The sequence below is a fragment of the Pararhodonellum marinum genome (genome assembly GCF_015354735.1).
GTDB lineage: Bacteria > Bacteroidota > Bacteroidia > Cytophagales > Cyclobacteriaceae > Pararhodonellum > Pararhodonellum marinum.
Window position 1 is genome coordinate 116983 of sequence record NZ_JACEFJ010000001.1, and the last position, 13103, is coordinate 130085.

At 43.0% G+C, this 13103-nt stretch carries 17 protein-coding genes; 14 read left to right on the forward strand and 3 right to left on the reverse strand.

What is annotated here, in order from left to right; all coding sequences use genetic code 11:
- Positions 1 to 24 precede the first annotated feature (24 nt).
- Genes H1A14_RS00490 through H1A14_RS00510 form a run of 5 tightly spaced genes read left to right on the forward strand, consistent with a single transcriptional unit; the run spans position 25 to position 3534 of the window.
- Positions 25 to 933 (forward strand): WD40 repeat domain-containing protein, encoded by a 909-nt coding sequence (locus H1A14_RS00490; protein WP_194774243.1) that lies wholly within the window; start codon positions 25 to 27, stop codon positions 931 to 933.
- 3 nt (positions 934 to 936) lie between these two features.
- Positions 937 to 1851, forward strand: coding sequence for a DivIVA domain-containing protein (locus H1A14_RS00495; protein WP_194774244.1), 915 nt, complete (start codon positions 937 to 939; stop codon positions 1849 to 1851).
- Positions 1851 to 2222: a dihydroneopterin aldolase gene (folB, locus tag H1A14_RS00500; protein ID WP_194774245.1), complete on the forward strand. Its 372-nt coding sequence runs from the start codon at positions 1851 to 1853 to the stop codon at positions 2220 to 2222. The genes H1A14_RS00495 and folB overlap by 1 nt, the downstream gene beginning before the upstream one ends.
- Positions 2209 to 3072, forward strand: a complete 864-nt coding sequence (locus H1A14_RS00505; protein ID WP_194774246.1) for a ChaN family lipoprotein — start codon at positions 2209 to 2211, stop codon at positions 3070 to 3072. The genes folB and H1A14_RS00505 overlap by 14 nt, the downstream gene beginning before the upstream one ends.
- Before the next feature lie 3 nt (positions 3073 to 3075).
- On the forward strand, positions 3076 to 3534 hold the full coding sequence (locus H1A14_RS00510; RefSeq protein WP_194774247.1) for a DUF4268 domain-containing protein: 459 nt from the start codon (positions 3076 to 3078) through the stop codon (positions 3532 to 3534).
- A gap of 16 nt (positions 3535 to 3550) precedes the next feature.
- Here H1A14_RS00510 and H1A14_RS00515 read toward each other — a convergent pair whose 3' ends face one another.
- Positions 3551 to 3874 (reverse strand): HesB/IscA family protein, encoded by a 324-nt coding sequence (locus tag H1A14_RS00515; RefSeq protein WP_194774248.1) that lies wholly within the window; start codon positions 3872 to 3874, stop codon positions 3551 to 3553.
- Positions 3875 to 3988: 114 nt separating this feature from the next.
- Between H1A14_RS00515 and H1A14_RS00520 the strand changes: the two genes are divergently transcribed.
- The 4 genes from H1A14_RS00520 (at position 3989) to H1A14_RS00535 (ending at position 6546) form a co-directional block, all read left to right on the forward strand.
- Positions 3989 to 4510, forward strand: coding sequence for a DUF7935 family protein (locus H1A14_RS00520; RefSeq protein ID WP_194774249.1), 522 nt, complete (start codon positions 3989 to 3991; stop codon positions 4508 to 4510).
- 9 nt (positions 4511 to 4519) lie between these two features.
- On the forward strand, positions 4520 to 4939 hold the full coding sequence (locus tag H1A14_RS00525) for a YkvA family protein (protein ID WP_194774250.1): 420 nt from the start codon (positions 4520 to 4522) through the stop codon (positions 4937 to 4939).
- A 33-nt stretch (positions 4940 to 4972) separates the two neighbouring features.
- A complete protein-coding gene (locus tag H1A14_RS00530; RefSeq protein WP_194774251.1) occupies positions 4973 to 5596 on the forward strand; it encodes a thioredoxin family protein in 624 nt (207 codons plus the stop codon).
- Between the two features lie 230 nt (positions 5597 to 5826).
- Positions 5827 to 6546, forward strand: coding sequence for an NAD-dependent epimerase/dehydratase family protein (locus tag H1A14_RS00535; RefSeq protein WP_194774252.1), 720 nt, complete (start codon positions 5827 to 5829; stop codon positions 6544 to 6546).
- Here H1A14_RS00535 and H1A14_RS00540 read toward each other — a convergent pair.
- Complete coding sequence (locus tag H1A14_RS00540) at positions 6512 to 7711, reverse strand: hypothetical protein (RefSeq protein ID WP_194774253.1); 1200 nt, start codon at positions 7709 to 7711, stop codon at positions 6512 to 6514. The two genes, H1A14_RS00535 and H1A14_RS00540, sit on opposite strands and share 35 nt — an antisense overlap.
- 32 nt (positions 7712 to 7743) lie before the next feature.
- Between H1A14_RS00540 and dtd the strand changes: the two genes are divergently transcribed.
- The 3 genes from dtd to H1A14_RS00555 are packed head-to-tail and all read left to right on the forward strand — an operon-like array spanning position 7744 to position 10168.
- The gene (gene dtd, locus H1A14_RS00545; RefSeq protein WP_194774254.1) at positions 7744 to 8196 is read left to right on the forward strand and encodes a D-aminoacyl-tRNA deacylase; all 453 of its coding nucleotides are present in this window, start codon (positions 7744 to 7746) and stop codon (positions 8194 to 8196) included.
- A gap of 16 nt (positions 8197 to 8212) precedes the next feature.
- Positions 8213 to 9781: an ATP-binding cassette domain-containing protein gene (locus H1A14_RS00550; protein ID WP_194774255.1), complete on the forward strand. Its 1569-nt coding sequence runs from the start codon at positions 8213 to 8215 to the stop codon at positions 9779 to 9781.
- A gap of 48 nt (positions 9782 to 9829) precedes the next feature.
- Complete coding sequence (locus H1A14_RS00555; RefSeq protein WP_194774256.1) at positions 9830 to 10168, forward strand: nucleotide pyrophosphohydrolase; 339 nt, start codon at positions 9830 to 9832, stop codon at positions 10166 to 10168.
- Here the strand turns inward: H1A14_RS00555 and H1A14_RS00560 are convergent.
- A complete protein-coding gene (locus tag H1A14_RS00560) occupies positions 10165 to 10377 on the reverse strand; it encodes a hypothetical protein (protein WP_194774257.1) in 213 nt (70 codons plus the stop codon). The two genes, H1A14_RS00555 and H1A14_RS00560, sit on opposite strands and share 4 nt — an antisense overlap.
- A 63-nt stretch (positions 10378 to 10440) precedes the next feature.
- On the opposite strand from H1A14_RS00560, the gene H1A14_RS00565 reads away from it, so the two are divergent.
- A complete protein-coding gene (locus H1A14_RS00565) occupies positions 10441 to 11541 on the forward strand; it encodes a vWA domain-containing protein (RefSeq protein WP_194774258.1) in 1101 nt (366 codons plus the stop codon).
- A gap of 1 nt (position 11542) precedes the next feature.
- Positions 11543 to 13069 (forward strand): P-loop NTPase family protein, encoded by a 1527-nt coding sequence (locus H1A14_RS00570; protein ID WP_194774259.1) that lies wholly within the window; start codon positions 11543 to 11545, stop codon positions 13067 to 13069.
- Positions 13070 to 13103 lie beyond the last annotated feature (34 nt).

Consider the following 13103-nt stretch of genomic DNA (forward strand, 5'->3'; position numbering starts at 1 on the left):
CTGTGCTGAATCCATCCGCAATATATGTCAAATATTCAAGTTAATAAACTACATACCCTCACCGGACACAATGACTCCATCTATGCCTTGGTCGAAGGCTCGGATCCCCGTTTTTTTTATACAGGGGCTGGTGATGGAATGGTGGTTTCATGGGATTTGGAAGCACCCAAAGACGGCAAATTAGTGGCTAAACTCCCGCATTCAGTTTATGCTTTAGCAGTGGACAAGGCCAATAATGTCTTGTATATCGGACACAACTACGAAGGAATTCATGCCATAGATCTTGAAAATTTTCAGGAATTGTGGTCGCTTAAAATCACAAACCAATCGATTTTTGATATCAAGGTATTTGGCAATTTGCTGTTAGTTGGCACTGCAGATGGCGTCATCTCTATCTTGGATATCAAGCAACGTTCGCCGCTCAAACACCTGAAGATAGCTGAAAAAAGCGTCCGTGTCATGTCCATTCATCCTACCAAAAAACAACTGGCTGTGGGCTTGAGTGACCATAGTGTCAAAATCATTGACCTTGATACCTTCAAACCCATGGCCAATTTGAAAGGTCATACAAATTCCGTATTTGCTTTGGGTTTCTCGCCAGATGGCAATACTTTGGTCAGTGGAGGCAGGGATGCAAAGTTGCTGTTCTGGGATGGCATGGATTATCAGGAAAAGAACCAAATAGTGGCCCATATGTATGCAATCAACTACCTGGATTACCGGGAAGATGGTAAGTGTTTTGTAACTTGCAGTATGGACAAATCCATTAAAATTTGGGATGCCCAAACCTTCAAATTGTTGAAGGTCATCGACAAATCCCGCCATGCCGGGCACGGGACCTCCATCAATAAAGTTTTGTGGAGTTCATTTAATCAAAAAATTGTTGCCATTAGTGATGATAGAACCATCTCTATCTGGGACATTGTCTTATAAATTATGAAAATTACGCCAATAGAAATCCGTCAGAAAACTTTTGAAAAAAACTTCAGAGGGTATGACAAGGATGAAGTGAGTTCATTCCTTAATTCGCTTTCCCAGGAATGGGAGCGGATGATGGATGACAAAAAAGAACTGAAATCGAAACTGGAGCAAACAGAAAAGGAAGTCTACAAGCTCAGGCAAGTGGAGGAATCCCTTTTCAAAACGCTAAAAACAGCTGAAGATACCGGGGCCAGTATGATCGAACAGGCTACCAAAACCGCAGATCTGATTCTCAAGGAAGCGCAGATGAATGCTGATGCCATGCAAAATGAGGCTAAAAACAAATCCAGAAACATCATAGATTCCGCCGAGGCCAAGGCCAAAGGTGTGATGGAGGATCTGAGAGAGGATGTGGCATCTCTGATCGAAAATTATGAAATGCTGATGGCACAACGTGAAATTGTAGTCAAGAACCTCAAAAATCTTTCAGCAGACATACAGGATAACATCGAACATTCGCACCTGGAACTGAAAAAACTTGATATGAAGGCCCATGCGAAATTGGTTAAGGAATTAAGTCGGCAGTCGTCTTTTTCGGTTGCCGTGGAAAGGGCTTATGTGGAACCTGAATCTTCAGAAAGTCCAGCGGTTGAAAAACCTCAAATCCCAACTGAAACGGAAAATCCATCGCTGGAAAATCAGGAAATTTCCCCGGAAGCTTCCGTTGCAGAAAGTGAAAGTCCTCAGGAAAAAGTGAAACCGGGATACGAATGGCAAGCTCCGAAAAAAACGGAGGAAAAGCCCAAAGATCAACTTGGCGAATCCAATGATACCAAAGCTGAGGAAAAAATAAGCACCACACCGGATACCAAGCCCGAGGAGAGTCCAAAGAAAAACCAATCCGGTTCATTTTTTGACCAATTGGACTGATGGGAAAAGTATCACTGGAAGGGATAGAATTTCATGCTTACCATGGCTATTTTTCCGAAGAGAAAAAGCTGGGAAACCGGTTTACTGTGGACATTACTGTGGAAACTGATTTCAGGAAAGCCATGTTGGAGGATGATTTAAAGGCAACGGTGGATTATTCAAAAATCTATCAGATCGCCAAGTCCCACATGCAGGAACCGGTCAAGTTGCTGGAGCACCTAGCCCATTTGATGGTCAAAGACATTTTAGTAGCTTATCCCCATGCAGAAGAGATCAGCATACGGATCAAAAAACACAATCCGGCCTTAGGAGGAGTTGTAAACTATTCGGTCATCGAAGTCAATTATCCATTGGATTATGAAGAGAATTAGCCTATTGATAGTGACATGGCTTGCCTGTAATTTTTCTGTCCAAGCCCAATTGCTTCCTTACCAAATTTTCAATAAGACTGGCCAAGAGCAAAATTTTGAAGACCTATTGAATTCATCGGGTAAAGTTGATTTAATTCTTTTTGGAGAACTGCATGACAACAGCCTGGGGCATTGGATGCAACTTCAACTCCTCAAATCACTGCATGAGTCCGGAGTGGATGTAGTATTGGCTGGGGAGTTTTTTGAGCGGGATGATCAGTTGAATGTGGATGAATGGTTTGATGGTAAGTTGACCGACAAGAACTTTGAATCAGAGGCTAAATTGTGGAATAACTATGCCACGGATTATAAGCCTCTGATGCTGTTTGCCAAAAATGCCCCCATTCCCTTTGTAGCCAGCAATGTACCCAGAAAATATGCCTCTTTGGTCAGTCGAGAAGGGCTTGTTAGTTTGGAAGGACTTTCTTTGGAGGCCAAAAACGCTTTGCCTCCCTTGCCTATTCAAGTCGATAAAGAACTCCCCACCTATGTTGCCATGAAGGACATGATGCATGGAGGGCCTATGAATGTGGATTTTATGGTAGAGGCGCAGGCATTGAAAGATGCCACCATGGCCTACAGTCTTTTGCCCTTTCTACATCAGGAAAAAGTGATTCTGCACATCAACGGCGCCTATCACAATAAAAATTTTGAAGGTATCAACTGGTACATCAATAAGTTTTCCCCAGAAACTTCGGTCCTGAACCTAACTACTGTATTACAGGAAGATATCCATCATCTGGAAGACCAATACTTAGACATGGCTGATTTTATCCTCGTGCTTCCGGCTGATAGCCACAAAAGCTATTGAACCATGTACTCGCGTGCAGAACTCAGCAAAATCAAACAGGAGTTTTGGACTGCTTTTGGACTGTACATGAAACCTGTCCCTTCGGCAGATGGAGGAAGGGTCAATTGGCAAAATTACAAAACAGGCGTCAAACAGGTTTTTTTCCGCATGAGAGCTGAAACGGATTTTGTGTCCATCGGTATTGAAATCAACCATGCTGATATTGAATTACAGGAATTGTTTTTCGGGCAATTTGAGGCATTCAAGAAAATGTTGCACGAAGACCTTGGGGAAAGCTGGGACTGGAAGCTCCATGATGTGGATGAATGGGGAAAAACCATCTCAAAAATTGAAAAAATCCTACCTGGCCCAAGTGTAATGAAAAAAGAAGATTGGTCTGAAATCATCTCGTTTTTAAAACCCCGGATCATCGCATTGGATCATTTTTGGTCTAAGGTGAAGCCGGGTTTTGAAGAGGGCTGATCAAATGCCCATTTGCTCAACCCTCTTCCACATCATGCCTTTTGGGGAGCTCGGGATTGACAAATGTAAATCCCCTGGCTTCATTGCTTTCAAAAAAATCGATCTGCATACCCATCAAAAACATGAAATGTCTTTTCTCAATCAAAACTGGAATGCCTTGTATTTCAAAATGCTGATCTTCTTCTTTTGGCTTATCAAAACCCAAGGCATAGGCCATTCCACCACAGCCTCCGCCCTTTACACCCACGCGAAGGTGATAATCGGCAGGGATATTTTTGTGGGCCATGATGTTTTTGATTTCTATTTCGGCCTTTTCGGTGATGCTGATAGGGATAATCATCTGTACCTAAGGTAAATTAGGGATTCTTGGTTCAAAATTACGCCTACTTTATTACATTTTTGTTTCAAACCCAACCAATATTTAAGATATTCGGGATTAAATTTTGTAAACAGCATGGAATATTTGTACGATCTTTTGAAAATTGTCCTGCCAGCGGGACTGGTTATTTATGGTATGTACCTGGTGGTCATCTCTTTTCTGCAAAAAGAAAGGGAAAAAATACTGATCCAAATGAAAACCAAGAACACGGACACCATTTTGCCGATTCGACTACAAGCAGGCGAAAGGCTGTGCCTGTTGCTGGAAAGGGTGAGGCCAAACAATCTGGTCCGTAGAGTAAATAATGCGGACTATACGGCCAAAGAGCTTCATCAGCTGTTGCTCCATGATGTGCGGGATGAATACAACCACAACCTTTCTCAGCAGGTGTATTTCAGCAGCGAAACTTGGGAAGCAGTCAAAAGCGCCATTGAGGAAGTGGTAACTTTGGTCAACCGCTCCCTTCAGGACCTCAATGATGAGGCCAGAGGAATCGAGTTGGCCAAGCGGATTTTTCAACTTTCCTTGGAACAAAAAAATGATAGCATCAATTTTGCTTTGCAAAAAGTGAAATCAGAAATTCAAATTTTCTTTTAGCCATCATTTATGGGAAAATTTACCGAAAACCCACAAGAGTATATCAATAAAGCCAAGGCCATGTTTCAAGAAAAAGTGGAAGCCATCCGTTCCAGTGAGAGTAAGCTGAAAAATCTTCTGGAAAGGGTCAAAGTCAAATTAATTGCATTGGGTCAAAATCCGACTATTCAACAGGTCAGAGGACAACTAGACATCTGTATCAGGATGGTGAAAGCCCATTCCAAAGGGGAATACAAGGGGATTTCAAACCGCTCCCTTGGACTGTTGGTATTGGCTTTGGTCTATTTTATTTCTCCGGTTGACCTGATTCCTGATTTTATCCCTGTCATTGGCTATGTGGATGATTTGTCTGTCATTTTGGCTGTATTTAAAAGTGTTCAAACTGATATAGAAAAATTTTTGGAGTGGGAGAGAACCAGGATCATTTGATTGCTGTTATGCTTTTTCAATTCCAGAAATCTTATGCATATTATTTCTAAAGAAAGTCTAATCACCCACGATAGACTGGAAAAAGCCCTAGATTACACCCAATACAAAACGCTGATTTATAATTTGCTTGCTGAAGGAAGAACCACCGGCTCCAATCATTCTGAGGCCATGTTGGGGTATACTTTCATCAACCTGCAGCGGATGTCCAGATGGGATAAAACGGCAAAGGTATCGATTGAAGCCCAAGCTCAGGTTCAGCAAATTCGTGAAAAGCAAACTTGGCTTATCCTCACGGAAGCCTGGTGCGGGGATGCTGCACAGAATATCCCTTACCTGGTTAAATTGGCTGGTTCCAATCCTCTCATTAAAGTCAAGTTCATATTGAGGGATGAAAATCCCGATTTGATGGAAGCCTTCTTGACCAATGGAACTCGCTCCATTCCCAAATTGGTTGCCATTCGGGAAAAGGACCTTTCAGTGGCTTTCACTTGGGGGCCCAGACCTCAGCTCCTTCAAGAAAAATATCAGGTCTACAAGGCCAATCCAGAGTTGATGGAGAAAAAGGCTTTTGCTGAATCCGTTCACCTTTGGTACGCCAAAAATAAAAACCAAGCCCTGGAGGCGGAGTTTTTAAATTTGTTGCGGCACAGTTCCTAAGGCTGATTTTGAGGTAAGCTTCGCTTGAGAAGTACCATTGGGTCTGTTTTGTCCGGTAACGCTGCCCTCTTGCAAGGGATGGCTGGAAAAATACTGCCCAAATCATACCAAATGGTCCATATAGGGTTTTATTTGACATTGCTGTTTTGCTTAGCCAAAAGGGTTAAATTTGTTTGGGCAAAACTCAGTTGAGATAAGTTGTCCCAATCATCAAAAATTAGTTTAGCAAAATGATCAACATTGCAATAGTTTCAGGAGGGTCCGGTTTGATCGGTACCCAATTGCTCCATCAGCTGTTTTTGGAAAGTAAGTACGATTATGTGATTTCGGTGGCGAGAAGAGAACTCTCCATCAAAAACCATAAATTAATTCAGGTCAAGGTAGATTTCGAAAATTTTGGGGGAGCCCATCTGGAAGAATCGCTTCGGTCGGGTGATTTGGGGGGCGACAACCACGGGCTGATCAAGCACCTGAAAGACAAAACATATGTTATGCATTCCTTTTGTGCCCTAGGGACGACCATCAAGAAGGCGGGTTCCAAGGAGGCTTTTTTCAAAATTGACCATGATTATGTGATCAATTTTGCCAAATGGGCCAAAGAACTGGGAGCAAAGAAATTTTTGTATGTCAGTTCGCTGGGGGCTGATGCTGGTTCAAGTATTTTTTACAATCAGGTCAAAGGCCAGGTGGAAGAAGATCTAAAAAAAATCGGGTTTGATTATTTGGGCATTTTTCAGCCCTCCATATTGCTCGGTGATCGGAAAGAAAGCAGATTGGGTGAGGACATTGGAAAGGTAGTCATGCGTTTGGTCACCGCACCCGGTTTATTCAAAAAATACAAACCCATTTACGATCACAAGGTAGCCAAAGCAATGCTGTACCAAGCGCTTGAGAAGTCATCCCAAGGGGTAGAGATCATTTCTTCAGTGGAGATGCAGGCTTTTGGTTAAGGTAAATTTTACTGACTAAGGCCACCATTACTGTATATATCAGGTACATTGCAAGGTAAGGCCAAGGTGCAAATTCCGGATACCACCGGCTGTAGGCTTCAAAATTTTTCCCGCCGTCAGGAATCCATTCCCAAAGCCGCATGGCGGGGAGCGCAAGTAAGCCAACAAGCAGCCATTGTCTGCCTGTAAATTCAACATCCCTGAGAAATAGCAACATCAAAAAGGGTGATCCCAAAAAAGCCAGACGCGTAAAGTCTCCTCCTGCCAAAAAACTGAAAAATACATACAAGGGGGCCATAGGAAGCAGTATTTTTTGGATGGGATCCAACTTCCATTGACCTTTCTGAACTTTCCAAAGCCATATCCAGATAAATGGACCAAAGGCCAATGTGACAGCAAGCATCCAACGTAAAAATGATATAGGGTGGGATACTCTATATGCTAATGTGGTGATAAGATTTAAAAAAATATTTTGAGAACCGTTATGCTCTGCAAAATAAACGGAGGCCCATTTGAATGCGCCGAAACTCAAAAGGACCGAAACCACCAATAAGCCAAAAGCTTTTTTATTCCCACAGATCAATTTATCCAGTCCAGGGTAAAGGGTGAGCAGCATCAAAGTAGGGAGCATGGATTCTTTTTGGAGAGTTCCTAAGGGAGCGAGTATTAGTAACCAAATCCATTTTTCTTTCGTGAAAGCGATGAAAAGCAGAACCTGAACCAAATAGAGAGGCACATCCACATTGATCGGGTCCATGATGTTTGCTTTGAGGAGTCCAACCCAATGAAATGTAATCCAAAACCACGCTATCCAGGTTTTCAATCTATCCAGTCCAGCCATAGGTGCAGCAAAAAACCAACAGAATGAAAACAAAACCGAAAAGATGAGATTGACAGCCAAGAAATCACCTTGGACACTGTCAAATGGCATCTTGGAAGCCATCCATGGTACGAGAATCCGAACGTTAAATGGGTATTTTACCGTATATTCCGGAGTCTGACCTTTGAAGTAGGCATAAGCCTTGGCATATTCATTGCCATCAAAGAGCAGGTTCAATTCATAGCTGAGCGGTTGCTGAAAATGATAAATCAGGCCAAAACCCAGAAGGGTCAGCAAAGCAGCCAAAATCGCTGGAAAGAAATGCTTCTTCTTCTCCGAATTCAATTATCTTCAAGATTTATTACAAACCACATACAATGATAGCAGTTATTCAGCGGGTTTCGGAGTCAGCCGTCAAAATTAATGGGCAAATCAAAGGAGAAATTAAACAGGGATTGTTGGTGCTCTTGGGCATCGAGGAAGCGGATGATGAGGAGGATATTGAGTGGTTAACCAACAAAGTGGTCAATCTGCGGATTTTCGCGGACGAGCAAGGGGTGATGAACAAAAGCATTCTGGAAGTGGGAGGGGAAATTTTATTGATCAGCCAGTTTACCTTACATGCCAGTACCAAAAAAGGAAACCGGCCATCCTACATCAAAGCAGCGAAACCGCCAACAGCCATCCCACTGTACGAGCGTTTCGGTGAGGTTTTGGAGATAAAACTGGGGAAACCCATAGCACGCGGAGAGTTTGGCGCTGACATGAAAGTGACCTTAACCAATGATGGTCCAGTAACCATTCTGATAGACACCAAAAACAAAATCTGATTTAGATTTTCCATCCATGATCCAAAGCAACCCACTTTTTCAAAATGCAAAGTCTGAATCAACGACATTGATCAGCTTGAAAGGGATCTGTGTGCAGCATTTGGGTAGGGTGGTTTTTCAAGATATGGATTTTGAGCTGAAAACAGGGGAAAACTGGGCCATTTTGGGTCATTCAGGTGTGCAAAAGACTGCTTTTTTGGAAACCCTGATGGGGCATACGGTGCTTAACAAGGGGACCTATGAACGACCTTTCGCTACTTCTTATTTGGCTAATAAGCAGGCTGCAGGAGAGGTCCACAGTTTCAGAGATCTGATGGCCTTCGTGTCTCAAAAGTATCTATTCAAGGACAAATCCAACCAACAGAATTTTTATTACCAACAGCGCTACAATTCCATGGATTCAGAAGCTACCCGCTCTGTATTTGAGTATCTAAGCGAGGTACCGGTAAAAAATCAAGGTCCATGGTCCACGGATACTGTAATGGACCTTTTTCGATTGAAAGAGTTGGCAGAAGCATCTCTAATCAAACTATCCAATGGTGAAACCCGTAGACTTGCTTTGGCAGAGGCGCTGATAAAAAATCCAAAAATCCTGCTTTTGGATCAGCCTATGACTGGATTGGATACAGCAACAAAAAGTGGCTTTGATAAAATTCTACTTGAAATAGTCAAATCAGGCATTCAGGTAATCATGACCACCAATATTGATGAAATACCTACTTTCATTACCCACCTGGGCGTCCTTGGGAAATTTCGATTTAAAAAAAGAATTCTTAAAGAAAATTATCCGGAGCACGATTTTTCTTTAAAAAAGGGCTTTTCCAGATCCTTTGATCTGCTGGATAGACTTTTGGTCAGGTATAGACCCCATTCGTTTAAAACCATTTTGGAGTTGAATCAGGTGAATGTCCAGTATGGAGAGCATAAGATCCTTCATGAGATCAATTGGAGGGTAGTTCCGGGAGAACGCTGGTCACTTGAAGGGCCCAATGGTGCAGGTAAGTCCACTTTGCTGAGTCTTATCATGGGGGAGCACCCTCAAGCCTATGCCAATGATATCCTCCTTTTCGATCGGAAAAGAGGAACAGGGGAAAGCATTTGGGACATCAAGAAAAATCTTGGTTTTGTCGCGCCGGAACTGAGCCGTTTTTTTCCTACCCATCAAAGTTGTCTTCAGGTTGTTCTTTCTGGTTTTTTTGACACCATCGGCCTTTATAGAAGGCCAAGCAAAGAACAGCATGCTTTGGCAATGGACTGGTTAAAGGCTTTTGAATTGCAGGATGTGGCAAGTTTAAGATTAAATCAGGTTACCTTGGAAAACCAGCGGCTGATTCTCTTGACGAGGGCTTTGATCAAATGGCCTCCCTTGTTGATCCTGGATGAAGCAGCTCAGGGAATGGATGAGCGACAAAGGTTGTATTTCAGAGAAACCATAGACCGCATATGCTTCCAATTGCCTTTGACGCTCATTTATATCAGCCATTACGCAACCGATGTCCCGAGGTGCGTAAACAAAAGCCTTGCTCTCAAAGAAGGAAAAATTCACCGGATAGCGGATGAAGGAGACTTAAAAATGAAAATCTAATAAATGCCAGTAGGTTAGTGAAAATTTATCAAAAGAAACCAGTACATTATGACCATCGCGAACGCACAGGAAAAAGTTGACCAATGGATCAAGACCGTTGGAGTAAGGTATTTCAATGAATTGACCAACATGACCATTCTTATGGAGGAGGTAGGTGAATTGGCACGGATTATGGCCAGGAAGTATGGAGAGCAATCCTTTAAGGAAAGTGACAAAGACAGGAACTTGGATGATGAAATGGCCGATGTCCTTTGGGTATTGATTTGCCTAGCCAATCAGACCGGGGTTGATTTGACCAAAGCTTTGGAAAAAAACTTTGATAAAAAAAATCTCAGAGACAAAGATCGGCACAAGTCCAATGAGAAATTGAATCAAAAAAAGGATTAATTTTCCCGATCGCAATACCACTGTTCATCAAAGGTTTTATCCACCGTAACATCAGCCACCAATACCTTGTAAACCATCCAAATGACCAAAATAGGGGAGATGCTAAACAGAAAGAGGATCAATGCTGTATTGGCTTGCAACTGCGTAAGGGTAACGAATATGAGGAGAAAGCCAGTCACCCAGGCAACCGGCAGGGCATAATTTTTCATAATTGTAAGGTTTTGTTCTATTACTATAAACCCATTTAGCCTTTAACTTGTTACGACTACAATATGAAAGGTTTTAGATTCACCAAGTTTGTACCTGCTCAGGACCCTGAAAAAAACACCTTTGAAAACCTGTTGAATATTTTTCTTCAACTGGTGACCATGACTGGTGGGGATGTGGCTGAGGCTTTGAGTTGGTTGACCAATTTAGACAAAAGGCATAATCTGACCCAGCCCGGATACGGGATTGGGGATTTTATAGATGATCTCAAAAGCAAAGGTTATCTGACGGAAGAAAACCAAAAAGGCGAAATTAAAATTACCGGAAAAGCAGAACAGTCCATCAGGAAAAATGCGTTGGAAGAAATTTTCGGAAAATTGAAAAAAGCCAAATCCGGACAGCACAAAACCACGCATTCAGGCCCAGGCGAGGAGCGGGGAACGGACAGGAGACCCTATGAGTTTGGGGATAATCTGGACCAAATCGCCCTGACGGACAGCCTGAGAAATGCGCAAGTCAACCACGGATTCAGTGGGGATTACCTGCTTACCGAAGATGACCTCGAGGTGATGGAGACCGAGATGAGAAGTCAGACTTCCACGGTGCTCATGATTGATATTTCCCACTCCATGATTTTGTATGGGGAAGACCGCATCACGCCGGCCAAAAAAGTCGCCATGGCTTTGGCGGAATTGATCAAAACCCGATACCCCAAAGATACCCTTGATATCATTGTTTTTGGCAATGATGCCTGGCAGATTGAAATCAAAGACCTGCCTTACCTTCAGGTAGGGCCTTATCATACCAATACCGTCGCCGGGCTGGAACTCGCCATGGATTTGTTGAGAAGGAGAAAAAATCCCAACAAACAGATTTTCATGATCACCGATGGGAAGCCAACCTGTCTGAAAGTAGGGATCAAGTACTACAAAAATAGCTTTGGCATTGACAGCAAGATCATGAACGAAACCCTCAAACTAGCTGTCCGTTGCAGAAGAACGAAGATTCCTGTCACCACCTTTATGATTGCTTCGGATCCCTATCTCAAGGAATTTGTGAGAGAATTTACCAAAGTGAACAATGGAAATGCCTATTACAGCAGCTTAAAAGGCCTTGGCGACCTGATTTTTGAGGATTACAGAAGAAATAGAACGAAACGCTTTTAGCATGAATGACAAAAAATTGACTTCTAAAGAATTGATTCAAATAAAAACACTGGGAGAACTTAAAGCCATTGGCTATGAACCCAAAAGTATCAAAGAGGAACTTCGCCACAACCTGATCGAAAAAATCAAATCGGGGGAAAATGTGTTCGAAGGAATCTGGGGCTATGAGGATACGGTAATTCCCGATATCGAAAGGGCCATTCTCTCCATGCACAACATCAACCTTCTCGGACTCAGAGGACAGGCGAAGACGCGGATTGCCCGGTTGATGACAGGATTACTGGATGAATATGTTCCAGTCGTGAGTGGTTCAGAGCTGAATGATGATCCCCTGCAGCCCATCACCACCTTCGCCAAAGAGCTCATAGCCGAACATGGTGATGATACTCCGATAACATGGTGGCACCGGTCCGATCGATATACCGAAAAACTGGCCACTCCGGACGTATCAGTGGCGGATTTGATCGGTGATGTGGATCCGATCAAGGCGGCTACCATGAAGCTTTCCTACAATGATGAAAAGGTCATCCATTACGGTTTGGTGCCCCGTTCTCACCGGTCTATCTTTGTCATCAACGAATTGCCGGATTTACAGGCCAGAATTCAGGTCGCCTTATTCAATATCCTTCAGGAAGGGGACATTCAAATCAGGGGCTTCAAGTTGCGACTTCCTTTGGATATTCAGTTTGTATTCACTGCCAATCCTGAGGATTATACCAACAGGGGAAGCATCGTGACGCCATTGAAGGATAGAATTGAATCCCAGATCATCACACACTATCCGAAAAACATTGAGATCGGTAAAAAAATTACCGAGCAAGAAGCCAAGATAAACGGCAAACCTCTGAACCGGATTCATGTTCCCGCGATCATGAAAGACTTGATTGAGCAGGTGGCAGTGGAAGCAAGGTCCAGTGAGTATGTGGATGAAAAGAGTGGGGTATCGGCTAGGTTGACCATTACCGCTTATGAAAACCTACTCAGTGCCGCAGAGCGCAGGATCTACAAAAACAATGAAGAACATACTGTAGTGAGGATAGCTGATCTGATCGGGATCATTCCTTCCATTACCGGAAAAGTTGAATTGGTGTATGAAGGCGAGCAGGAAGGTGCGGGGCTAGTAGCTTACAACCTGATTGGAAAAGCCATCAGAACAATGTTTACCCAGTTTTTCCCTTCACCCGAGCAAAAGAAAAAAGACAAAGAGGCCAATCCTTATACAGTGACCTTGGCTTGGTTTGGTGAGGGCAACACCCTGGATATTTTGGCTTCCCAAAGTGACAAAGATTACAAACAGCGGCTGCATGAGGTGCCCGGTTTGGAAAAATTGGCCACTGACTTTATCAAGAGTCTCCCTGAGAAAGAGAAAGAGTTTTACATGGAGTTTGCGCTCCACGGCTTGGCAGAATACAGTCAATTGAGCAAAAAACTACTTGAAACCGGCATGCAATTCAAGGATTTATTCAGTAGCATGTTTGATATGGGAATGCCGGATGAGGATGATTTTGAAGAGGATGATTTCAATTGAGGGACAATATGGAAATAGGAATTTCGATTTACGA